Source organism: Clostridia bacterium (assembly GCA_034926675.1).
Taxonomy (GTDB): Bacteria; Bacillota; DTU025; order DTU025; family DTU025; genus JAYFQW01.
Genome location: JAYFQW010000004.1, coordinates 1 through 23,662 on the forward strand (window position 1 = coordinate 1; position 23,662 = coordinate 23,662).

17 protein-coding genes, 1 tRNA gene and 1 pseudogene are annotated in these 23,662 nt (G+C 59.2%); 12 read left to right on the plus strand and 7 right to left on the minus strand.

All coding sequences use genetic code 11. From position 1 onward, the window contains the following. Positions 1–327 precede the first annotated feature (327 nt). Complete coding sequence (locus VB144_02070) at positions 328–2,145, minus strand: diguanylate cyclase (GenBank protein ID MEA4882444.1); 1,818 nt, start codon at positions 2,143–2,145, stop codon at positions 328–330. A gap of 289 nt (positions 2,146–2,434) precedes the next feature. On the opposite strand from VB144_02070, the gene mnmA reads away from it, so the two are divergent. Beyond that, positions 2,435–3,547, plus strand: coding sequence for a tRNA 2-thiouridine(34) synthase MnmA (mnmA, locus tag VB144_02075; protein ID MEA4882445.1), 1,113 nt, complete (start codon positions 2,435–2,437; stop codon positions 3,545–3,547). Here the strand turns inward: mnmA and VB144_02080 are convergent. The 4 genes from VB144_02080 to VB144_02095 all read right to left on the minus strand — a co-directional run bounded on the left by VB144_02080 (position 3,544) and on the right by VB144_02095 (position 8,229). Beyond that, complete coding sequence (locus VB144_02080) at positions 3,544–4,902, minus strand: radical SAM protein (protein ID MEA4882446.1); 1,359 nt, start codon at positions 4,900–4,902, stop codon at positions 3,544–3,546. The two genes, mnmA and VB144_02080, sit on opposite strands and share 4 nt — an antisense overlap. A 286-nt stretch (positions 4,903–5,188) precedes the next feature. Beyond that, positions 5,189–5,563: a hypothetical protein gene (locus VB144_02085; protein MEA4882447.1), complete on the minus strand. Its 375-nt coding sequence runs from the start codon at positions 5,561–5,563 to the stop codon at positions 5,189–5,191. A 144-nt stretch (positions 5,564–5,707) separates the two neighbouring features. Then, positions 5,708–7,447 (minus strand): hypothetical protein, encoded by a 1,740-nt coding sequence (locus VB144_02090; protein MEA4882448.1) that lies wholly within the window; start codon positions 7,445–7,447, stop codon positions 5,708–5,710. 2 nt (positions 7,448–7,449) lie between these two features. After that, positions 7,450–8,229, minus strand: coding sequence for an ABC transporter ATP-binding protein (locus VB144_02095; GenBank protein MEA4882449.1), 780 nt, complete (start codon positions 8,227–8,229; stop codon positions 7,450–7,452). A gap of 246 nt (positions 8,230–8,475) precedes the next feature. Here VB144_02095 and VB144_02100 point away from each other — a divergent pair, with 246 nt between their 5' ends. Both VB144_02100 and VB144_02105 read left to right on the plus strand, forming a co-directional pair. Continuing rightward, positions 8,476–9,339, plus strand: coding sequence for a DegV family protein (locus VB144_02100; protein ID MEA4882450.1), 864 nt, complete (start codon positions 8,476–8,478; stop codon positions 9,337–9,339). 57 nt (positions 9,340–9,396) lie between these two features. Then, positions 9,397–10,050 carry a J domain-containing protein gene (locus VB144_02105; GenBank protein MEA4882451.1) on the plus strand — a complete coding sequence of 218 codons (654 nt, stop codon included), beginning with the start codon at positions 9,397–9,399 and terminating at the stop codon, positions 10,048–10,050. On the opposite strand, the gene VB144_02110 is transcribed toward VB144_02105, so the two are convergent. Continuing rightward, entirely contained in the window at positions 10,019–11,368 is a 1,350-nt protein-coding gene (locus VB144_02110) for an MFS transporter (protein ID MEA4882452.1), read from the minus strand. The two genes, VB144_02105 and VB144_02110, sit on opposite strands and share 32 nt — an antisense overlap. A gap of 157 nt (positions 11,369–11,525) precedes the next feature. On the opposite strand from VB144_02110, the gene VB144_02115 reads away from it, so the two are divergent. From VB144_02115 to VB144_02155, 9 genes and pseudogenes are all read left to right on the plus strand, one after another. Continuing rightward, on the plus strand, positions 11,526–12,662 hold the full coding sequence (locus tag VB144_02115) for an ABC transporter substrate-binding protein (protein MEA4882453.1): 1,137 nt from the start codon (positions 11,526–11,528) through the stop codon (positions 12,660–12,662). 120 nt (positions 12,663–12,782) lie between these two features. Next, positions 12,783–13,676, plus strand: coding sequence for a branched-chain amino acid ABC transporter permease (locus VB144_02120; protein MEA4882454.1), 894 nt, complete (start codon positions 12,783–12,785; stop codon positions 13,674–13,676). A 3-nt stretch (positions 13,677–13,679) separates the two neighbouring features. Further along, the gene (locus tag VB144_02125) at positions 13,680–14,834 is read left to right on the plus strand and encodes a branched-chain amino acid ABC transporter permease (protein MEA4882455.1); all 1,155 of its coding nucleotides are present in this window, start codon (positions 13,680–13,682) and stop codon (positions 14,832–14,834) included. 33 nt (positions 14,835–14,867) lie between these two features. Beyond that, complete coding sequence (locus VB144_02130) at positions 14,868–15,650, plus strand: ABC transporter ATP-binding protein (protein MEA4882456.1); 783 nt, start codon at positions 14,868–14,870, stop codon at positions 15,648–15,650. Continuing rightward, on the plus strand, positions 15,634–16,362 hold the full coding sequence (locus VB144_02135) for an ABC transporter ATP-binding protein (protein ID MEA4882457.1): 729 nt from the start codon (positions 15,634–15,636) through the stop codon (positions 16,360–16,362). Before VB144_02130 ends, VB144_02135 begins: the two co-directional genes overlap by 17 nt. Then, positions 16,356–16,632, plus strand: a pseudogene (gene glyA, locus VB144_02140) (serine hydroxymethyltransferase). The gene VB144_02135 and the pseudogene glyA overlap by 7 nt, the downstream one beginning before the upstream one ends. Before the next feature lie 166 nt (positions 16,633–16,798). Continuing rightward, positions 16,799–17,701 (plus strand): hypothetical protein, encoded by a 903-nt coding sequence (locus VB144_02145; GenBank protein ID MEA4882458.1) that lies wholly within the window; start codon positions 16,799–16,801, stop codon positions 17,699–17,701. Continuing rightward, complete coding sequence (locus tag VB144_02150; protein MEA4882459.1) at positions 17,698–20,622, plus strand: M6 family metalloprotease domain-containing protein; 2,925 nt, start codon at positions 17,698–17,700, stop codon at positions 20,620–20,622. Before VB144_02145 ends, VB144_02150 begins: the two co-directional genes overlap by 4 nt. Positions 20,623–20,790: 168 nt before the next feature. Further along, positions 20,791–21,969: a HEAT repeat domain-containing protein gene (locus tag VB144_02155; protein MEA4882460.1), complete on the plus strand. Its 1,179-nt coding sequence runs from the start codon at positions 20,791–20,793 to the stop codon at positions 21,967–21,969. A gap of 860 nt (positions 21,970–22,829) precedes the next feature. Here VB144_02155 and VB144_02160 read toward each other — a convergent pair. Continuing rightward, positions 22,830–22,916 (minus strand) — tRNA-Leu (locus VB144_02160). Between the last annotated feature and the right edge of the window lie 746 nt (positions 22,917–23,662).

The following is a 23,662-nucleotide window of genomic DNA, read 5'->3' on the forward strand; positions in this document are numbered from 1 at the left end:
TCAAACTCTCCAAAAAACCATCTCGCGATGACTCTTTCGAGTTTGTCGCGCTCTTATCTTCTCTAGTCGCCCGCAATTTCAAACTCTTGCTATCGACTTCAGGCTCCACGCTGTTTGGTTTTCAAGGAACATCCGCCGGCCCAATGCCGCCCCGCGCGGCTTGACCTCGTTTGCAGCCGGCAAGTATTTAATATACCACTGAACACATCCGGAGGCAAGCAGGGGACTCACAATAAAACTCGACCTATCTCTCCTATTCGCGATGACGCCGTCCTCTCTCCGGGATTGCGCCATAAAGCTCGATTAATCTCGATAGTTCTCTCTTTGTTACGTACTTGTGTCAGGCCGTCGCTCAATAGCAGGTCTCCTCGCCTTTTCCCTGTACAGCCTCGCATCGGCAAACCCTAGGAGCCCATCGGCATCCGATGCATCATCCGGGAATGTGGCCACCCCAACAGAGAGTGTCACGCCTGTCCCGGACAGTGCGCCTGACTCAGCTGAAAACCGCAATCGTGCGGCCAGCCCCGTTGCTTCCTCCTTTGTGGCTAAGGGCAGAAGTATTACGAACTCATCGCCACCGAACCTCACGACAGTATCGGACTGCCTCACGCCCGCCGCAAGCGAATTGGCGACTGCCGTGAGGGCCCTGTCTCCCTCTAGGTGCCCGCAGGAGTCGTTGTAGCCCTTGAAATCATCAACATCCATGAATATCACGGATAGGCGCTGCCCACGCTTCTCTGCCAGCGCAAGCTGGTTGCTCAACTCTTCGCGCAAACGGTTCCTATTGAATGCTCCAGTGAGAGGGTCCTTCACCGCCAGGTCCTTGGCGGAGCGATATCTCATCACCTGGGCCATTACCTCCGCAAGCGCCAAACCCGCCATGCCGATGGGGCTGAGTTCCCCAGCGCTCCCGCCCGCGCGGTAGCACCAAACATCGTGAATGACGACTGCTAGTATGAGAGGCGCCACGGCCAAGAGGTAAGCTGCTCGCTCACGCTTTCGAACGGCTGCAAGAACCACTACGTACACAAGGTAGACCGTTGCTGCTATCAGCGTAGCCTGGAAACCTGCTAGCGCCCGGGAGTAGACGCGGGCAGGAGTCACAGCCACCAGCATTGAGAACCCCACGCCGATGGTCTCAATCGCCACCACCAGCGGCCGCCATGTGTCAGCGCCGTACAAGTTCTCGACAAACATGCCTGAGAAGGTAACCGCCAGGCACATGGTCCAGTATTCCATCTTAAGCTGTACTTCCCAGTTGAAGCCAGGGGCGAAGCTCGTGAGGGCCACATCTCGTCCCAAGAGGGCTCTGATCGCCATGAGTAGGCTGAACAGCCCAAAATACAGGGCCGCCTTATCCTCGCGGTTGAATGCGTACGTCCAAATATACATCACTGCAGTTGCGAGGATGCAGCCGAAGATGAACATAGAGCGTGCCAGCCCACTCTCCCTCATCCGAACTACGTCCTGCACAGTCCCGATGTACATCCGCTGCCATGCGCCTCCGCGCCTATGATGGAAATTCGACACCTGCATCACAATGTCGATCACGCTATCATCAGCGAAAAGCTGCGCCACAGTGGGAAGGTATTGGGGCGATGACTCGGCTCTGCTGGCTCCCACAGTGCCGTTCTCGGCGATCAGGGCGCCGTTGGCCCACATCTTGTAAGCAGTCGATGCATATGGGATCAGAATGCCGACCCGCTCACGACCGTCTGCCACGGTGATCCGAAGCCGATAGGTTGCATATCCATCACCAGGAAGCAATCCCTGATTGTCCTCCAGTTTGATGCGATTCCACGGCGCGGGCAGGCTGGCGAAACAGTCAATAGCGTCAGCTCCTGCCGCCGACTCGCGCATCTTCCCGTCGCTGGCAGCGGCGAAACCAGAAGGTTCAATCAACTGCTTCCAGTGAAACTCCCACTCCCCATCCAGTGAGGCGACGCCATTTGTGTCGAAGTCCCAGCCTGATAGGTCCAGACAGCCACTCATCGCGGTCGGCCATTGCAGCCCTCTCGTCGCAGCAGAGTCTATGTTCGCGCTCCATCGGATAGTCGCCCATGCGATCAACATGGCGCCGCACAGGATCACCGCCTCAACCGGTCTGACTCCAGAGAGAATGCTCTTCCGCCTAGCTGCCAGCAATGCCACCCCCCGGTCACAGTCCCAACTGGGTGATCAGATCCATAGCAGCCCAGCTCGGCAGCTTGACCGGACACCAGTGGGTTCATGCGTGTCTCGTGGTAGTTCAACTATTGTCTCGGATGTCCTTCACAGGGGCCCAAATTGACACGGCCCATCTCGTCATGTGATGATGTCTGTAACATCATCACGAACTCGGCCTCCGCGGTGTGATGTGAGTGAGCTTCTATGCTGCTAGAGAAGCTAGGGCAGGCTCCACCCGGAGAGCACACCCAATTGGGGGGCGCGTGGAATGGAAATGCCCACAGATGGGCGCAGGATCGCAGCAGCGATGAGCGGAGGCGTCGACTCTGCTGTTGCCGCTGGGTTGCTTGTGTCGCAAGGTTGCAGTGTCATAGGGGTGACCATGCGGCTGTGGCATGCTCCAATGGTGGAGGATTGTGAGAATCTGTGCTGTTCCGCTGAGTCGGTTGATGCAGCGCGACGGGCTGCTCGAGTTCTCGGCATCGACCACATTGTCCTCAACGTGGCCGACGTCTTCCGGGATATCGTTGTAGCCGATTTCATTTCGGAGTACGCCGCCGGACGCACGCCGAATCCGTGCGTGGTGTGCAATGCACGCATTAAGTTCGGGGAATTGCACAGGCGCCTGATGATGTTAGGCGTCGACTTGGTGGCGACCGGGCATTACGCCCGCCGAACGGCAGATCCGATTTCCGGTAGATGGCTGCTTTCCAGAGCCGCCGACCGCGCCAAGGATCAGACCTATGTGCTCTACAGGCTCACCCAAGATCAGCTTGCGAGGTCTCTGTTCCCTCTCGGCGGAATGACCAAGCCCGAGGTGCGTGCAATCGCAAGGTCGATGGGACTGGATGTAGCGGAGCGCCACGACAGCCAGGAGATCTGCTTCGTTCCTCCGGGGATGTACCGGGACTTCCTGGCAGCCCAGGATTCGGCGCTCACAACGCCCGGGCCTATCATGGATCCGGACGGTCGCGTGATCGGCGAGCATACAGGTGTCGCCATGTACACAGTCGGCCAGCGTAAGGGCCTCGGCGCCCTGACCACACACCGAGGCCCACTGTATGTGCTCGAGATACGCCCAGATGAGAACGGGATCGTCGTGGGCCCTGAAGAACTGCTATACCGACGGTCGTTCGATGCCTGCGACGTTGCCTTCATTCCGTTTGATAGCCTTGAGGACGAAATCGATGTGACCGCGCAGGTCAGGTACAAGTCGCCCGCCGCCCCTGCGAGGATCTCCCCCCTGGGCAGGCAGTCGGTCCACGTTGAGTTCAGCACTGCACAGCGTGCCGTCACACCGGGCCAGTCAGTGGTGTTCTACTCAGGTGACCTCGTAGTAGGCGGGGGCGTCATACGCGGCAGAGCCAACAGATCCCGCTAGTCGTGCGCCCCGGGATGGCTCGCATCCCACAGCTCGCCGGACACCTTGGCCCAGTGCTGTGTGTAGCGCTCCTGCAAGTCCTCAGCCAACGCCTGTGGCGCACATCCCCCATCGCCAAGCTGAGTCGAATGCGCACCGGACTGGTTCAGTATCTCCACGAGCTTCTCAGGGTTGTCGATGAGCGGACACGGCCTCAGCATGTTGTCATTGAACGGCTGCAGGCTCTGATAGGACTTCATCAGTGGCGATGTGAGAACTTCCTTTAGACTTTTCTCATTGATGTTGTCCATGGCATAGTGGATGAACGCACAGGGCTCCACGTCGCCCGCGGCATTGATATGAAGATATCGCCTGCCGCCTGCGATGCACCCACCTGAGTACTCGCCATCATTCCAGAAGTCCACTAGGAAGATGGGTTTAGTCTCACGGAATCGCCGCACTGCGTGGTACATCATAGCGCGCTGTTCCGGTGTGGCCATCAGATCGAGATCCGGCCCTGCGCCAACAGGCACGTAAGTGAACAGCCATCCGAAGGAACACCCTTTTTGAACCATGTCATCAATGAAAGCATCGCTTCCGACGATCTCGGCATTCGACCGCAAGTAGCACGCAGAGAATCCGAACACGCACCCGGCCTCACGCATCATCTTCATGGCATGCGTGATCTTATCGAATACCCCAGGGCCTCTCCTTGCGTCGGTTTGCTCTGCTAGGCCCTCCACCGAAATCGCGGGGACTATGTTCCCGACCCTCACCATGTCGGCGACGAATTTCTCATCAATGAGAGTCCCATTGGTAAACGGGTGAAAAACCTGGTTCGGATGGGCTTCCGCGAGCCTCACTAGCTTGTCCTTTGCCACAGTGGGCTCTCCGCCGGACACCACTATGACGTAAATCCCAAGTTCCTCTGCTTCCCGGCAGACCCTGTCCATCACTTTGTAGTCAAGTTCGCGAGCACGCTGATAATCCCCAGCCCAACAGCCAGTGCATTTCAGGTTGCACTTCTCGGTGGGGTCCATGAGTATCGCCCACGGAACCGACGCTCCAAGCTTATCAGAGATCTCGCGCTGTTTCGGAACTCCCAGTAGCGATGCATTCACGAAGAAATTGACGACTACCTTCTTCAATATGTTCGGGCTAGTCTCTGTGAGCACGCGGACAGCCAGCGCCCGCCAGTTGCTTTCGGGGTCCTGAACCACCTTGGCCACGGCGCGCACCTGCTGCTTGTGGTTTTCCTGTCGCGCAAGTTTCTCGGCGAGCGCCAGCACTTTGGGCATGTTCTCAACAGGATTGCGGCTCAGGTAGCCTACTGCCTGGTTCACGATTGGCTTGATTAAATCAGTACTCGAAATCACGACAATCGCCTCCGTTCTAGGTCTACTGCATAGTACCACTCCTTAATGACACCGTTCTCCCCACGCATACGCCTCCATCAACCAACACTCGAAAGCCTTCGACGTTTTTCTTAATTGTATCATTCATTACATTTCAGCGCCAGAGCCGTTTTGCAGCGACAATGCTAAACCCCTGCCGTTGATATTGTCGCTATCCATCGGAACTCCGTAAGGCGCCCGCCCGACGCGTACGGAAAACAAAACGGGGCGCCGCCGTGCGCCCCGCCATTCCGATATTCGACCAACACTACACTCGTGATCCCAAGCCGATCGGCGCCTGCGGACAGGGGTAAGCCGGCCCGGGCGAGACTACTGGAGCACCCGGCCCCATCACGGGCACATACGGCATCGTACACCCTGGCATCGGTGTTGGCGCTGGCACTTGCGCTGGCGCCTCCCCGGAGTAGAGAGCCCTCGCGATCTCGTGCACTAGGTAGTAGATCTCATCGATCTTGTGCGCCTCGTCCTCCTCGTTCTTCAGCAGTCGGTGGAGGATCCGATACGACTCCTTTGCCATGTGCTTCTCTTCCCATTCATCATCGCCCCGCCAGGCCTCTCGGCCGCGCCAAGCCTGCCCGTACCCCCAGTATTCGGCGGGCCAACCCCATGGCCTCCCGTTCACTGCTCACACCTCTTCCTTCGTCTTCGCTACGCATGTGCGGCCAATAGTGGCCATCCACGCCATACTATGATGACGAGCAGGACAAGGTTCATCTCACAGCAGCACAAGGGCCTAGAGACTGGCAGTCGGCGCCAATGAACAAGATCATTCTCTTCCAGCCATGATCGATTGGATGCTCCCCACGGCAAGCCTGCGAGAGATGAGATGACCCAGGACGACAATCACGGCAAACAGCCCGTACCCCAGGGAAGCAGCGACTGCAGAGCTCATTCCGGCGAATAGACGGATCCTGGTGTAGTAGTGGGGGAACGCGAAAATCGCTCCTATGGCTGCAGTCCCGAGCTGCCCGATTCCCACAAGGATGAGAGCTTTCCCGGCGTCTCCCCGCTTCTGTGCGCCTGCAGAGCCGCTCACTCTGATCGCGAAGTTGGGCCTTAACGCATCCAACATCACCTGGAATGCCGCCAGCAATGAGACAGCGGCGTACGCCACGGGCAATGAGATATACAGCGGATACTGGGGAACCGATCTCACGAAGGCCGCACCGATCATGAGGATCGATACGATGAAGGCCGATGGGACGGCGCCCGCCATCAGCTTCGCACTGTAGTAAAGCCCTGGTCGGACAGGCGCGGACTTCAGAAGCCACAGCCCCTCCCCGTCCATGCTAATGCCCATGCTTGCAACCTGGCCGGTGGACACCGCCGCTAGCATTATGGTCATGAACAGGATCAGATCCCGGAACATGATCTCGGCCTCGGGGCCGGACTGGCGCGCGCCGAACGACATGTTGTACATCAGAAATGCTGCAGCGACGAGCGACACGAGCACGCCATACCACATGGTCGGAAGCCGCAGGTTCACAGTGATGTCTTTCGCCACAACACCCCAGACCTGCCCTGGATATCTTCCAATTAGTGTTGACGGCATGCTTGCCCCATTCGCAAGCGATTCACGGCGCCTCCCACTCTTGGCGCTATCCACCTCACGGCTGGACGACCAACCTCCGAGGAATGCGGTCGTGGCGAGGCGCGCAGCCATCGCGAACGAGCCCAAAGAGACTGCTGCAAGAGGCAGTATCGATTCCCACACAGAGAAGCGGAATCCAGGAGTGCCTAGGAGAGCGGTCTTGACCACCCACACGTGGGGCATCCACGCGATCTTGTCCAGCCCCCACTTCCCTGCCGACTGAGCCATGGCGACGAAGTCGATCCCGTTCGACCGGCTCATGTAGGCGCTGAAAACCTGCGACACCAGCACGAAGGCAAAGCCCATCACTAATGATCCAACAAGGATGAGTTGCTTCATCTTCTGAGAAGGTATGTATCTCATTATGAGCATCACTATCATCGCGACGACCGCGGTGAATAGCACTGCAGCCATGACCATGGAAAGAAGAGACGCGAAGTAGAACAGCGCCGGCGCTCCCATCCCGGCGCCGTACCCAGCCCAGATCGGGTAAACGAACGGGATGATCGCCATGAGGTTCGTGACAAGCGCGATCACCAGCTTGGCGCTTACTACTGATCCCACTGGAACCGGGGCCGCGAGCAGGAATTTCAGGTCGCCAGCTTCATACAGCGCACTGTGAACAACGGAAACGCCAGTCATGAACAGCATGATGAAGACTGTCATCGACATTGCTGCCAGGAGGTTCACTCCGATCACACGAGCGAGATCCGGGTAACCAGTAAGCCCTCTTGAGATGGCCGAGCTCAGCTTGTGAGAACCGACTCCAAGGCCGACCATTACGGCCAGGATCACCGCATATCCGAAGATAGCCTTGATGAGCCTGTTGGAACGTTTCTTGCGCGCGTCTCCGTGAACCGTTGCATTCCAGATCTGCCGCAGCTCTGCGCCTAGTATTATGAGGGTTCTGTTCATGCTCACTCCTCCAGATAGCGGGAGACTTCCGCGTAGTCGGATCCGCCAGTGAGCTCGATAAAGAGGTCCTCCAGTGTGGACGCCTCGGGGCGCTCAACACCGGAACTCTTAGCGGCTGCCTGCCTCAGATCATCCATCGTGCCCACTGCCAGCAGCCTGCCCTTTTGGATGATGCCCACCCTATCACACATGCGTTCGGCTATCTCGAGGACATGGGTGGACATGAATACGGTCACACCCTGCCCCGCCAGCTCCTTCAGGATATCTTTGACCATCCTTGCGCTCCTAGGGTCGAGGCCCACCGTGGGCTCGTCCATAAAAAGCGCCTTCGGATCGTGAAGCAGCGCACTGGCTATTACTACCTTCTGCTTCATTCCATGAGAGAACCCGCCCGTCTGCTCGAAAGCCCTGTCGGCAAGCCCGAACATCTCCAGCATGTTGCGGGCTTTTCTCTCCGCACGCTTTCGCTCCATCCCGTACAGGTTTCCCACGAACATGAGGAACTCCCACGCAGTCAGCTTCTCGTAAACGTTGGGCTGATCTGGAACGTACCCGATGAGCGCCTTCGCCTTGATGGGGTCTTTCTGCACATCGATTCCGTCGATCTCAACCCGTCCAGATGTAGGCGTCATTATCCCGATCATCATGCTTATCGTAGTGGTCTTGCCTGCACCGTTAGGTCCGAGAAATCCGAATATCTCGCCGGACCGCACCTGCAAGTCGAGGTTGTCAACTGCCGCCGTGTCTCCAAATCGCTTGCTAAGTCCAACAGCGGAAATCATAGGGCTTCCCTCCAGTTCATCACGCAGTCCAGCGGAGCAGTACTTTTCACAGACATGCCTATTGCTAAGCATAACGCGATTGAGTGGCGAGCGTCAACTCAACAACTCAACGACGTTGTACTCAGGGAAACGACAGTACAATACTTCAGATACTGTGGTAATATTGGGCGGAGGAACATGTTTCTCATATCACACCACGCCCATCGGGCTACATCGGCGATTCAGCGCGCCGAGAGGAGGCAGCACATGCAGATTGTGAGCGACCGTGGGATGGATGCATCAACCACACAGCTTGAGGGGCTCGATGTGCATCTGGCCCCACTCACCTTCACCCTTGATGGCAAGTCATACCGAAGCGGAGTGGATATCTCATCTGAGGACTTCTACACACTCCTTGACGAGAGCAAGAGCTACCCCATTACATCCCAGCCGTCTCCCGGCGATTTCGCTGATATCTACCGGGGCGTGGCAGCCGTTGACCCCGAAATCCTGTCAATCCACATATCATCCGGCCTCAGCGGAACCATAAACGCCGCCCGCATGGGCGCGGCCATGGTCCCAGAGGCGAACGTGACTTTCTACGACACCAAGACACTCTCCGGAGCTGAGGGGTGGCACGTGGAGGCGGCGGCGAAGGCCGCGAAGGCAGGCTGGGCTAAGGACGCGATCCTGAGGATGCTCGAGCAGGTTACGTCGCTCACCGAAACGCTTTACACTATAGCCACCCTGAAGTACCTGATACACGGAGGGCGCATAAGCCATCTGAAGGGCCTGCTCGCATCGGTGCTCAACGTCAAACCCATCATAGGCGTTGAGAAGGCGCGAGGGACCTACGTGAATGTGGGGCAAGCCCGGACTCTTGACCGAGCCATCTCAATGCTCGCGGATATGGTGGCGCAGAGGCTGCCAGCCGGGTCGGGCATACGCGTACAGGTCATGCACGGCAACAATCTCTCAGGCGCTGAGAACCTCTGCGCGCGACTTCAGTCCATGTTCAGCTGCACCTGGCTGCCTACAATGTCGATAGCGCCTGTGCTAGGCGCGCACACCGGCAGTGGACTTGTAGGAGTCGTGTTTGCTCCGGACGCGGCATTTCCACAGATTCCATAGGCAGGGGTTTTGCAGTGACGGTCTGCGCGACAAGCGGCCGGGAGGTGGCTCGGGGCCATGAGGGACTACTACGCGATCCTGGGCGTGCCCCCAAATGCTTCGGAAGCGGAGATCAAGGCAGCCTTCCACCAGCTCGTAAAGGTGTGGCACCCTGATGTGCGCCGTCGCCCCGACGCGCACGAGCGATTCATCGAGATCGGCGAGGCCTACGAGATACTGGTGGACCCCGTTAGGCGCAGCGAGTACGATAGAGTGCGCGCAGCGACAGGCCCCGCTTGGACCGCCCGAACCTCTCGCGGCCGAGAGTACGCCTCAAGCGAAACCGTGAACGAGGCCAGGAGGAGAGCGGAGCAGTACTACAACACGTCCATTGATGATCTACTCGACGAATTACTGAAGGCTGTGACCCACGCGGCTGTGGTAGTTGGCCGCGCTACCTGGTTCGGCGAGGACGACCGCTGCCCGATGCCATTCGGCGCCAGGCTCTGGATGGGGTTCAAGGGCATTCTTCTGATCACTATGGTAGTCCTCGCCCTCACTGGGATCCTAGCGCCAGTCTCGATCCCGTTCGGCATTCTGATCTTCAGGTCGCTCAGTCACAAAGGCCGCTTCGTCGGGCTGGAAACCTTCTCTGCCTGCGTCTTTCAGGCCCTGGGGATCATCCTTGCACTCCTTCTCGCTATTCTCGCCCTGCTCTACGCCATGGCCTGACCCCGTGCCTTGACCCCCGGTTCAGCGCGGGGATGATGAGTACTGCGACAATGCCAGCTGTAATGCTGGTGGCCGCGAATGGCGCGGCAGGCCCGTGCCTGCCGGCTAGCACTCCGCCTACCACTCCCGAAACCAGAAATCCAATGCCGCAGAAGTTCTCACAGAGCCCCAGCGCCCATCCGCGGTGCGCCGGGGAGACGCAATCCACCCCGAGCGCCATTGCCACTGGAGCACACGCCCCTGAGCACATTCCCATCATGGCAACTCCTGCGAACATGGCTGCTCCTGCACCCCCGTGCACCACTAGTGCAGATCCCACTGCGCCAAGGGCAAGTGCAGGCGCCATCACCACGCTCCTCCCTACTCTCTCCGATGCGGCGCCCGCAGGCCATGAGACGATAGTGCGCCCAGCCCAGAACAACGCCACGAGAAGTCCAACGGCCTCCACTCCCATGCCGCGCGCTTCCGCGAGAAGTGGAAGATAAGTCCACATCAACGCCACCATGAGGCAGAAAGTGGTGCAGACCGTCAGGGCAACCGCGAACCCTGGCATCGAACCAGGCAGAATCCGGGATGCCAGCCAACCTCGGCGTACCTGGGCGCCTCCCATATTCTGGGGTCCAGTCCCCTGCGGCCACCCGTGCGAACCCGCTCGTCGGACCCGAGTGCTGCTCCTCTCCGTGCGCCGGAACGGACTAGTGGTCAACTTCCCTGTCGCCACCCCCGTCACTGACACGAGCCCGGCGGCAAGGCACGCAGCAAATGACGCCCGGTATCCGAATCGACCGGATATCCACCCGCTGGCCGCGCCTGCAAGGAAGGATGCCACGGGATAGGCCGTATAGATAATGCCCATGGAATGGCCTGCGGCGCCGACTGCCGCAGTAGATGCGGTCTCCATGGCAGGCCAGAACGAAGCGATGACTAACGAATCGAAGGCCTTGCCCAGCGCCACCGCGCCCAGGGCGCCAGAGAACAGATAGGTAAGGCCGGAGAGCGCGACTGCCGAAGCGGCGATGAGAAACATCCACTCCGCCCCATAAACATCGGACAGCCGACCCATCTGCACAGAGAACACGGCGTGCATGATTGATGCGGCGGCGGATATCATCCCGACCTGCCTGAAGGACGCCCCGACCGACTGGGCGTGAAGAGCGAAGACCGGCCCGGATAGCCCCGAACCGAGGCACACGAAGAAGGTCAGAATGGCGTACCCAGCCATCACCCTGTTCGCATCTAGACTTCTCGGCACGGACACTCCGACATGCTGCCCCAGCTCAAACCCCGCCTTTGCTATATATCCCGCGAAGCAATCCACCAAATCACGGCTGCTATCATCTTACCATCCATTAGGTCTCCGTAGAAGGCGTCGGTCCACATCGGCAAATACCCAATTGGCAAGCAGAATTATGCAGGAACACGGCGACCGACGGCGAAATGACAATCACCGATTTTGAGTAAGGAGGATCAGGTACATGAGGAAGCTCGGTCTTGTGCTGGCCACGTTGGCCCTATTGGCCCTGGCATTTCCACTCACCGCGATTCCAGCTGAGGAGCCCATCAAGATTGGCGTATGCGAACCAATGACTGGCTCGATGGCTGCAGGCGGCCAGATGACATGGGAAGGCATCGTCCTCGCACAGGAGATGCTCCCAACCATCCTAGGACGGCCTGTTAAGCTGATCCTCGCGGACAACAAGAGTGACAAAGTCGAATCCGCAAACGCCGTTGCCAAACTCGTTGAGCAGGACAAGGTCGTTGCGATCATAGGCTCGTACGGCTCCTCGAACACGATGGCCGGCGGAGAGGTTGCTGAGAAGGCCGGAGTCCCGATGATCTCCGACTCCGCGACCAACCCCATGGTGACTCAGGGTAAGAAGTTCATCTTCAGGGCCTGCTTCATCGATCCATTCCAGGGAGAAGTGATGGCCAAGTATGCGTTCAACAATCTGAAACTCACCAAGGTGGCCATCCTCAAGGACGTAGCGCAGGACTACTCTGTAGGCCTAGCCGCCTACTTCAAGAAGACCTTCACGGCGCTAACCGGAAACCCCAAGGCCGTCGTAGCCGAGGTAGCGTACCAAACCGGCGATCAGGACTTCAGCGCCCAGCTTACCCAGGTGATAAGCGCAAAGGCTGAGGCTCTATTCGTCCCGGGGTACTTCGGCGACATGGCTCTCGTGGCTAAGCAGCTCCGCGCCCTCGGGAGCAACATCCACCTGATGGGCGGAGACGCCATCGACGCTCCTGAGCTCGTGTCCATCGGCGGAAAGGCTGCAGAGGGCATCGTGTTCAGCACCTTCTACTCCGCAGATGCCCCTGGTTCAGCGGCTGCCAAGAAGTTCGTCGATGCGTTCAAGGCCAAGTACGGCAAGACCCCCAACGCCAATGGCGCTCTGGGCTTCGACACCTTCAACATCCTAGTGGACGCCATCCGCCGTGCCGGCTCAGCCAACTCTAAGGCCATCAGAGATGCGCTTGCCACCACCAAGAACTTCGATGCCGTGACCGGCCTCACTACAATAGATGAGTCTGGCGACGCGGTGAAGGATGCCGTCATCCTCAGGGTGGAGAACGGCAAGTTCAAGTACGTGGCGACAGTAAAGCCATAGTCTCATGATCTGACTACGCGACGCAGCGCGCAGGACAGCCTGCTCAACCGGCTGTCCTGCTTCATTACCCACACATGCCGTTTCCGCGTTGGTGTGCATCGCCTGCTGGGAGGTGTGCTCTTGACCTGGGCAATTTTCGTTCAGAACCTTGTCAACGGTCTGTCGCTGGGGAGTCTATACGCGCTGGTGGCCATCGGATACACCATGGTCTACGGTATCCTACGCCTGATAAACTTCGCCCATAGCGACATCTTCATGCTGGGCGCATATGCCCTGTTCTACTTGAAACTCATATTTGTGCTGCCGTGGTGGGCCGCGTTTCTGCTCGCCATAGTGATCACAGCGACGTTCGGGATCATGGTGGAGCGTGCAGCCTACAGGCCACTTCGAAGCGCGCCTCGAATATCCGCTCTGATCTCGGCCATAGGAGTCTCATTCTTCATAGAGAACCTCGGCATCGTGGTTTTCGGCGGACGTCCGAAACCATTCCAGGTTCCACCCTTCTTCGGCGACAGCTACGCCGTGGGCTCGGTGTACCTTCAGAACATCTCGTGGGTGGTCCCTGTTATGTCTATCGCCCTGCTAATGGGCCTCATGGCAATGGTATACCGCACGAGGGCAGGCCTCGCTATGCGGGCGATCTCCCATGACATGGAGACCTCTGGCCTCATGGCGATAGACGTGAACAAGACCGTATCTTTGACCTTCGGTGTTGGCTCCGCCCTGGCCGCAGCGGGGGGGATCATGTGGGCCCTGAAATACCCTCAGATCAACCCGCTTATGGGCACGATCCCCGGCCTGAAGGCCTTCATCGCGGCGGTCCTCGGAGGAATCGGAAGCATTCCCGGCGCCATGGCCGGCGGATTTCTCCTCGGAATGCTTGAGATCATGCTCGTAGCGTTCCTGCCTGCGCTATCAGGCTTCCGCGATGCCTTCGCCTTCATAATACTGATCGTCATCCTTCTGGCCAAACCCACCGGACTCATGGGCCAGGAGTTCAGGGAGAAGGTGTAGCCCATGGGAAATGGATCGATACCCGCAACGTCGCCAGGAAGAGACGGCAGCAATTCCATTCTCGTTGACCCGAGCGAGCAAAACGGGCAGCGCAATAGGACGAAACTGGTTCTGACCCTTGCAGGCCTGGTCGTCATCTTTGCCCTGCTCTACTGGCTCAATGGCGCGCTATCAGGCTACCAGCTGCGCATTCTCAGCCTCGCTGGCATCAATGCCATCCTGGCGGTGAGCCTCAACCTGATCTTCGGATTCACAGGCCTGTTCTCGCTGGGCCACGCCGGATTCATGGCAGTGGGCGCCTATGTGTGCGCTCTTCTGACCCTGCCGACAGCCACCAAGGAATCGATATTCCTCCTAACTCCGCTTGTTTGGCCATTCAACGCAATCTGCCTGCCGCCTCTGATATCTGTGATCGGCGGCGGCGTTGCGGCCGCGCTTCTCGCCTCCCTGATCGGGCTTCCAGTCCTTCGGCTCCGAGGAGACTATCTCGGCATAGCCACCCTGGGATTCGCCGAGATCATACGGGTGGTCGGGAATAACATACCATCAATAACCAACGGGGCCTTGGGGCTTAAGGGGATCCCGAACTTCGCGAAGAGCCTATGGTGGACATGGGGCTGGGCGATCGTCACCATATGGGTCGTATCCAGGCTCGTGAATTCGATGTATGGAAAGAGCCTGCTCGCAGTTAAGGAGGATGAGGTGGCGGCCGAGATCATGGGCGTGAACCTAACCTACCACAAGACGGTGGCATATGTCGTCGGCTCGTTCTTCGCTGGAATCGGCGGCGCGCTGTTGGGCAGCCTCATCACCACGATCGACCCGAAGACCTTCAACTTCATGCTCACTTTCAACATCCTCATCATCGTCGTCGCGGGCGGGCTCGGGAGCATAACCGGATCCGTCATTGCCTCTGTTCTGTACACGGTGCTTCTTGAGGCCCTGCGTCCAATCGAGGCCAGTTGGCGCCTTGGCCCGTTGGCAGTGCCTGAGATCCCAGGGCTCCGGATGGTAGTCTTCTCACTGGTCCTGCTGGTGATCATCCTCTTCTACCAGAAGGGGCTGTTCGGAGGCAGGGAGTTCTCCTGGGATCCGATCATCCGTCTATTCGAGCGGCGCAGAGGCGGAGGCGCCTCACGCGACAAATCCGCAAACTAGGGCGAGAAGAAGCAGAAGGAGACTGGATCGACCATGTCAGAATTGGCAATAGATCATGTGACGATGCAGTTCGGGGGTTTGACCGCAGTTCACGACTTCTCGCTTGCACTTGACGCGAAGGAGTTGGTCGGCCTCATAGGCCCGAACGGCGCAGGGAAAACCACCGTGTTCAACATGGTCACGGGGGTGTATGCGCCAACCTCAGGACGGGTGCTGCTTGCAGACCGCGACATCACCGGGTGGCGGCCCGACCGGGTGTGCAAGGCGGGCATCGCAAGAACGTTCCAGAACATCCGCCTAATGAAGTCGTTGAGTGTCATCGACAACGTCCTCATCGGCCACAGGGCAAAGCTGCGGTCATCGCTTGCCAGCGCTATCCTGAGGACTCCCGGGTACCAGCGCGAGGAGAGTGCGCTCTACAGGGAGTCGTTCGAGCTTCTCCGCTCACTCGGACTTGCAGGGTACCGGGATGCTGCCGCTGGAAGCCTCCCCTACGGAGAGCAGCGGCGCGTGGAGATCGCCCGCGCGCTGGCCACCAAGCCGCGGGTTCTCCTTCTCGATGAGCCGGCAGCGGGGATGAATCCCCAGGAGAGCCAGGACTTGTGCATTTTCATACAGGACATCCGGAGTAGATTCTCTCTGACTATCCTCCTGATCGAACATGACATGAGCGTCGTAATGGAGATATGCGAACGGATGGCAGTGCTCGACCATGGTGAGACCATAGCCATGGGCAACCCCATGGAGATCCAGACCAACCCACGTGTAATCGAAGCATACTTGGGGGTCGGATATCAACATGCTGGAAGTATCTAATCTCAATGTGTACTACGGCGGGATTCACGCCGTAAAGGACGTGTCGCTGACAGTAGAAGACGGGCAGATTGTGACGCTCGTGGGTGCGAATGGCGCCGGCAAGAGCAGCACACTGCGGGCCGTGGCTGGAATAGTGAAATCGAAGACTGGTACGATCAGGTTCATGGGCCACGACATCACGAGAACGCCCACCCACCAGATCATCAAATCCGGGCTTACTATGTCGCCAGAGGGCAGAAAGATCTTCCCCAACCTCACAGTCGGGGAGAACCTGGCTCTTGGGAGCTATGGACGGAATGACCGAGAAGGCATAGCGAAGGATCTCGAACGCGTGTTCAGGCTGTTCCCCAGGCTCAAAGAGCGACAGACCCAGCGAGGCGGCACTCTGTCAGGCGGAGAGCAGCAGATGCTGGCGGTTGGACGCGCGCTGATGTCGCACCCGAAACTCCTTATGCTGGATGAGCCATCACTCGGACTCGCGCCCGTTCTCACTGATGAGATTTTCCAGGTGATCGCAACGCTCCACGCAGAAGGCACAACGATCCTCCTGATCGAGCAGAATGCTTTCGGGGCGCTCAACATAGCTGATGTTGGCTATGTGCTGGAAAACGGGAAGATCGCACTGTCCGGGCCGGGAAAACAACTGCTTGAGAACGAGTTGATCCAGACCGCCTACCTAGGCAAGCGAAAGGCGGCAAACGCCACATGCTGAACATCAGTCACATTGATCCCGAGCTCTCCGCCGCAATCGACGGGGAGCTCTCCCGTCAGGACAACACGATGCCTCATCGCATCGGAGAACCTCGTTCCGCCCGCGATCCTCGCTGTGCAGGGGTCGATTCTAACGAACAAGTATGCTGAAGGATACCCGGGCAAGAGGCGCCATGGCGGGTGCGAGTTCATGGACACCGTAGAGTCCCTGGCCATCGAGCGAGCGAAGGCCCTCTTCGGGGCGGATCACGTGAATGCTCAGCCACACTCGACGCCGAGTTGAACACAGACGCACATCCCCTGCCCAGAGTGATCATGCCCACGGCGCTGCTTGCAGTTCGCCGCGGGCATTGGATTCTGTGACCTCCCAAAGAAGGGATTTCCCATGAGATGACCAATAGATACCTATCTGTTCCCGTGGAAGGAGGATGTGTGCGTTGCGTGGTCACCAGTCAAGCGTTCCGCGGAGGGCCCTAATCCTCGCCGCTGTCCTTGTCACTGCAATCCTGCAATCGGGGTGCAGTTCAGGCCCTATCATCTCATCCTATTCGGTGTCCGGGCGCGTTACAGACTCCCAGGGCGACGCCGGCCTCAACGGCGTCGTCCTTAGCTTCAGCGGCGGCTTCGGCACTGCCACCACCGATGCAAGTGGGTACTGGACGAAGTCCGGGCTCTCGGGCTCGGTCACCATCACCCCCTCCAAGCAGGGCTGGACCTTTGCGCCGCCCACAAGGTCAGTGTCTGGCGCTGCCAGCGATGTGGACTTCCAGGGCACTGAGATTCCAGTCACATATTCGGTGTCCGGGCGCGTTACAGACTCCCAGGGCGACGTCGGCGAGGTCAATGTCCTCATCTTCCTAGGCGGCGGATTCGGAACAGTGAAGACCAACGCTGCCGGATATTGGAGCTCAGGGCCAATATTGGGCAATGTGACCGCGACGCCAGCCAAATCGGGTCTGGTGTTCACTCCCCAGACCACAATAGTGAGTCAGGCTGCGAGCAACGTGAATTTCACATCTCAGCCGGCGCCGACAACGTACAGCGTGTCGGGTCGAGTTACCCAGAGCCAGGGCGGTGCAGGACTAATCGGAGTATCGTTCACCTTCACCGGTGGGTTCGGCAGGACGCAGACCGACTCTGCCGGATGGTGGTCCAAATCGAGGCTGTACGGGTTCGTGACTGTCACGCCCTCGAAGCTCGGCTGGACCTTCGCGCCCGGATCCATCGCGCTCACCGGCGCCACAACGAATGCGAACTTCAGTGCATCGCCAGTGACTGGCGGGGGTGCAGTCGGTCTCTCTGGGTCCCTGTTTCCAACACCAGGGGGTGATGCACAATGACACGGCATATGTTCAAGGCGTTCGTAGCGTGTGGGGCGGCGATGGTTGCCATTCTGCTGGTGTCTGGCTCTGTTTTGGCGGCGCCAGCGCCTGATATCGTCCACACTCTCAGCCAGCCTAGCGGCATCTCCTTCGAAGCGCGCCAATGGGGCGACGAATGGCTGCACGGCTGGGAGACCGTTGATGGATATACCATCATGCAGGACGAGGCAACTGAGTATTGGCACTACGCCCGCCAATCCTCAACCGGGGCTATTGAGCCATCGGGGCTTAGTGTGGGGATAGAATCTCCCATCGCATCCCTCGAGGTGCATATCCGCCCGGATAGCAGCAAGATCCGCAAAGCTGATGTGCGCGATCCGAACGCCGATGCGAGCGTTGTCCGGCCAAGCGGCACTGCGAATGTGCCGGTGATCCTCATTGAGTTCAAGGATCGCGCGCACACGCACCAAGCATCCGATTTTGAGGACCTTCTGTTCGGAGACCATCCGAGCATAGCTACAGGCCCGGGAAGCTTCAAGGACTACTACAGGGAAGTGTCGTACGGTCGTTTCACCGTGTCAAGCGGTCCAGCGGGCGTGCAAGGCTGGTTCACATCGTCTCAGAACCATGATTACTATGGGCGCAACATCGGTATGGAACGAGGAGCGGCGCTGGTCAGGGAAGCTATCCTTGCAGCTGATCCCTACATTGATTTCTCCGATTACGCCACGAGTGGGGTAGTCCCCACTGTGATGATAGTCCACCAAGGCCAAGGAGCTGAGGAGAGCGGCAATCGGAGCGACATTTGGTCCCATCAATGGTCTCTATTAGGCGCTGGGGTTGGCGTTGTGTACGCAGATGGTGTTTGGATAGACAGCTATGCGATCCAGCCTGAGCGCACCGCGACTGGCATGACAACCATGGGCGTATTCGCCCACGAGTTCGGCCATGCGCTCGGACTGCCAGATCTGTACGACACAGACTCGAGTTCGGAAGGTGTAGGAGACTGGTGCCTAATGGCGGGTGGGAACTGGAACCGCACATCTCAACCGGGGGACACGCCGGCCCACATGTCTGCTTGGTGCAAGTGGCGGCTCGGCTGGGTGAACCCAGTCCTGCTTAACCGGGGGCAGCGAGATTGGCATTTCGGTGCGGCCGCCTACTCCGACAATGTGGCGCTCCTGCTTCCAAACCCTGGCGGCCCCGCTGATTGGACCTGGGGGAACGGAGGATCTGGAGAGTACTTCCTGGTGGAAAACCGATTCAGAACCGGTTTCGATGCCGGCCTTCCCGGTTCAGGCCTCGCCATATGGCATGTGGACGAAAGCAAGACCGACAATAACGATGAGCAGCATAAGCTCGTCGATCTCGAGGAAGCGGACGGTCGCAACGACCTCGACCACAAGAAAAACCGGGGTGATGCTGGAGATTTGTACCCAGGATCCACCAACAATCGCTCTTTCTCGTTCTTCGACTACCCCGACAGCCGGTGGTATGACGAAAGGTCAACAGGCGTCTCGGTGTCCAACATAGGCGATGCGGGAAGTGACATGGCTGCAGACCTCCTCTGCCGCTACGCCGTCACAGGGGCGTCCTACGACGACATGGGTCTCGTGCTGCGTGCGCAGGGCAGTGACTACTTCGACATCCGCAAGGACTATAACAAGCTCGAGGATCCCAACCTCCTAAGCGTGTTCGGCACGGTGCTGATCAACTGCACCGACGATCTCACCGTCACCGCCCGGATGGCAAGCACACTGCGCAGCTTCGTCAGCAATGGCGGCGAGCTGTACGTTTCGGACTGGGCTTACCCAGTGATAACCTCGGCGTTTCCAGGGCAGATCGAGTTCCTCGGCGCCGACCCACGAATCGGAGTAGCAGGTCAGACAGTCGCGGCCAACCCACAAGATCCGGCCCTCGCCCGCTACATGGGCTCGGACCCCATTACCCTGCAGCTGGACCTCGGCTACTGGGCGGTCATGAAGAGTGCAGCGCAGGAGGGCGGTGTCATGCTGCGCGGAGATGTGCAGGTGGATGCGACGAATCCGCCGCGGTTCAGCGGAGCATCACACGCGTCTGTCGTCCAAGCGACGCCCAGGAGCGTCGAGGTCCTTCAGAATAGGCCCCTCGTGGCGAGTTTCACGTACGGGAATGGCGCCGTGGTCTATAGCTCCATCCACTACAGCGCCCAGCTGGTCGCAAACGCTCCCACGAATTCCGGCGAGGCGCTGGGGCTCTCGCACAGCACCGCGGCGAATTCTGCCATGGAGCGTCTGGAATTGTGGAACCTCTTGGCCACGACCACCGGCAGAGAGGCAAACGACGCCAAGGGCGCTATCGAGGCCAGGAAATTCGCGGTAGTGGACAAGATCATCGATTCCGCCGCTTCAGGCAACGAAATGGAATATGAGATCAGGCATGCGACCGGAGGAGCGCTCGTGCTCACTGCAGCGTCGGAATCTGGTCCGATCATGATCTCCCTCTGCCGCCCCGACGGCGTCATCGCCTCATCGGGCCGAGCGCGAGGAGATGGCCAGGAGACGCTGGTGCTTGAGGTCCCCGATGCTGCCTGCGGAACCTGGACAGTGAGGGTCCGCCCTGTGAACAGCGGCGAGACGAGCGCCGCATTCGTGATCTGCATCGGCGCCAAGGCTGGAGATCCGCCCGACCCATCTGTGAGTGAAGTCCGATTCGGACCTAACCCCGCCGGGTCGGCCTTGAACGTGTACTACTCACTGACCTGCGATTCCACGCTGACCGTGTACGACATCACTGGACGATCGGTGTTCACATGCGCCTTACCTGCGATAGGCAATCACGTGGCATGGGATCTCACCTCCTCAGGAGGTTCTCCCCTGGCCAACGGGCTGTATCTGTGCATCGTATCGAACAGCGGGGGTTTCGTGGGGCAGGTGTTCAGGCTGTTGGTGCAACGGTAGGCGAGCACAACACGACATATGCGCAGGACTGGGCGGGAGCATCGTACGTTTCACTCAGGGGGCTGGGACTTCCGTCCTCCTGCTTCCCATTTGAAGGAGATCGGAGGTATCCGCATTCGCGAGTAGAACCATCCTGTCAGTCACCCATGTGGGAGGAATCAGCTGAGTATGGATTCCGCAGATCAAGGCCTTTCGCGTTTGCTCAGGATGCTCACCGACAACGACTGCGAGGAACGGCGGAACGCCGTTCGGATGCTCGGTCGCCTGCGGGGACCTATGGCGATCAGCACACTCGTGCAGGTGTTGGAGAACGAGGAATCTGCCGGCGTGCTAGAGGCGGCAGCCAAGGCCTTGAGCGATATCGGTGAGGCTTCTGTCCCTGGCTTGGTGCGGGCTCTCGCGAGATCCCACGGCCAGTCCAGGGAGTTCATTACGCGCACTTTGGCCGAAATCGGCGCTCCCGCTGTACCAGAGCTCTCCCGCGGTCTGAGAGAAGCTAGGGCGGAAGACCGGATGGCAATAGTGGAAGCGCTCGCTGCGGTGGGGCCGTCCGCCAGTCACTGCTTGACGCAGCTGCTGGGTGATGGGGATCACGCTGTGCAGTCTTCCGCGACTGGCGCCCTTGGGAGGATGGGATACTCCGCAGTCCCACGTTTGAGCACTGCACTAGAGAGCAGGAATGAGACCGTTCGGCTCAATGCAGTTGCCGCGCTGGGCCTCATCGGTCCTGCTCAGGATGAACGGCTCACCGACTTACAGCCACACGACGGCTCATCCCCTCCAGCGCTGATCGCTCTTGCACAGGCAGCACAGGATGCAAGCCCACGCGTCCGTGCCGCTGCCGCGCACGCGCTCAGATGCTTCGGCGCCCAAGCATCTACGCTGCTCTGTCTGCTGAGCCAGGACCGAGACGAAGATGTGCGCCGTGCCACGCAGGGTATAATCGACGGAGGCGGGGCCCGCGCCAGTGACCCGCTGCCAACTCTGGTGAACGCTTTGAGAGACACTGAAGCCGCAAGGAAGAACGCGCTTGATGCTCTGGAACGGTTAGGCCGGGCAGCCGTCCCGGCCCTGTCCGACGCGATGAACAGCCCAGATGCTCATGTTAGGAGCGCCGTAGCCTGGACCCTCGGGCGCATGGGCACAAAAGCGGGCACGGCCTGGGAATCATTGGCCAGAGCGCTCGAAGACCCCGACGCCGATGTGAGGCGCGCGTCTGCGTGGGCATTGGGAAGGATTGGCGCAGAGGCAAGGAAGGCCGCGCCTGCCCTGGTCCGAGCCCTTGAAGACCCCAGCGCCGATGTGCGATCAGCGGTATCGACGGCCCTGCGAACAGTCTGCAAATGACGCATATCGGCTTACCTTTCTTGGGCTTGGCTGTAGCCTATCCCGAAGCTTACACCGGGATCACCCGTGAACACAATCATCCCGCCCGTCGCTCATCTGCTCGTCGCTTATAGACGCGGAAACGAGTCTGCGGTTCATGAGATTCCGGTCTCGCAGGCGGTCAATGCCGACCAAACCGGCATCGTCGCGCGCTCAATGCCACTCAATTCGACATTGACCACGGGGTCAGTGTCCATTTCGTCGACATTGACGGTCCGGTTCCCGCAGTCGAGGCACACGTGAACCGCATCGCGAGCCGGCCCGAGCGCGTTTCCGTGAGGTTTTCCGCGAAGGTGTAAGGATCTGACCCAGGCTATTCCGCAAGGTGGTCGAAACCGGATCAGCTCGGCTCATGTTCGTGGTGAATCGCGCGGAACGGGGGGTATATGCCGGCTTGAGTTGGCTCAAATTGGCCAAAGTAGGCGCGGCTATGCCACAAATTCGGCGAAGAGAGGTCGCCGGGAGCGCTTCTGGGGCGTCGCAGGGTCCGAAATCCCCCGTAGGCATGCGTTGTGGCGGTCAACCTGGGTCAGAAGCGCCCATCTCCCGCGAAAACCTGGTCGCTCCGCGTTCAGCTTGCACCTGGATACCGTGTTGGGTATGCGGCGCGTGCGAATCCGGGAGAAAGCTCGGACTCTGTGTTCGAGTGGAAGAACTTTCGTCCCTATCCCGTCAAGGGCGCCGAAGATGGGCGTCCGAGTGCTGAATGTGGGATGCAATATGCATTCCAGCGGGCAAAACGCGGATATGGGCAGCACTCGGACACTACCAAGTGCTGCCCATATCTATCGGCCCAGCTCAGGGGCCCAATTCATCATTCATGGTGCCGAAGGCGGGATTTGAACCCGCACGTCCTTGCGGACACTAGACCCTGAATCTAGCGCGTCTGCCAATTCCACCACTTCGGCACAACCTCAAACCCTATGCGGCTGCAGCGCCCGATGCCAGTCGGCCCCGCAGGCCTTACTGTGCAAGTATACCACGGCATTCTCCCGATGCGCAAGCAGAAAATGCCTCGAGCTTTCACTGAATGCGCTCCAGATGCTCTCCCGCGCTATGTGCTCGGAAACGCGAGGCACACGCTCACGCATGGCGCCCAGAGGCGCGAGGCGCACAGCCCTGCTTGATGGCGCGACCGGAGAGATGGTCCGAACTGATCCAGCGGGTGGTCAATGTCACTCCGCCAAAGAACAGAAGCTGGACCGAAAGTATCCACCCAGCGTCGCTCACCCGTCGGCGACCTCCATATCGCGAAGAGACTGCTGCCAGAACGGGGGAGTCGGGGCTCAGGATGGCTCGACACGCCATCAAAACACGTCCTAATGACGTAGTTGGTCAACTGCAGTCCAGCAAAACGCGAAGGCCGCAAGAAGAGTGACCAGGGGGTGGATCAAGACGGTCCACCCTTGGATCGGCGTGGCGTTTCGACAGGGAGAGAGCGGTGCGTTATCCGCCCGGCCCAACGCCGCTAGCGCTCGGGCAGCTAGGCCCCTGGCGAACGGGTGTGGCTCGTCGCTCGTCAGATGCGGTTTGAGAACACTCAGGGCTTCACCAAATCCTCCCCGGGGCTACGCAGCGTGCACCCTGTCGGAGTAGCTTCCCAGACGGTTCCGGCATTGCTGTCACTCCATCCTTACCACACGGCACAGCACTC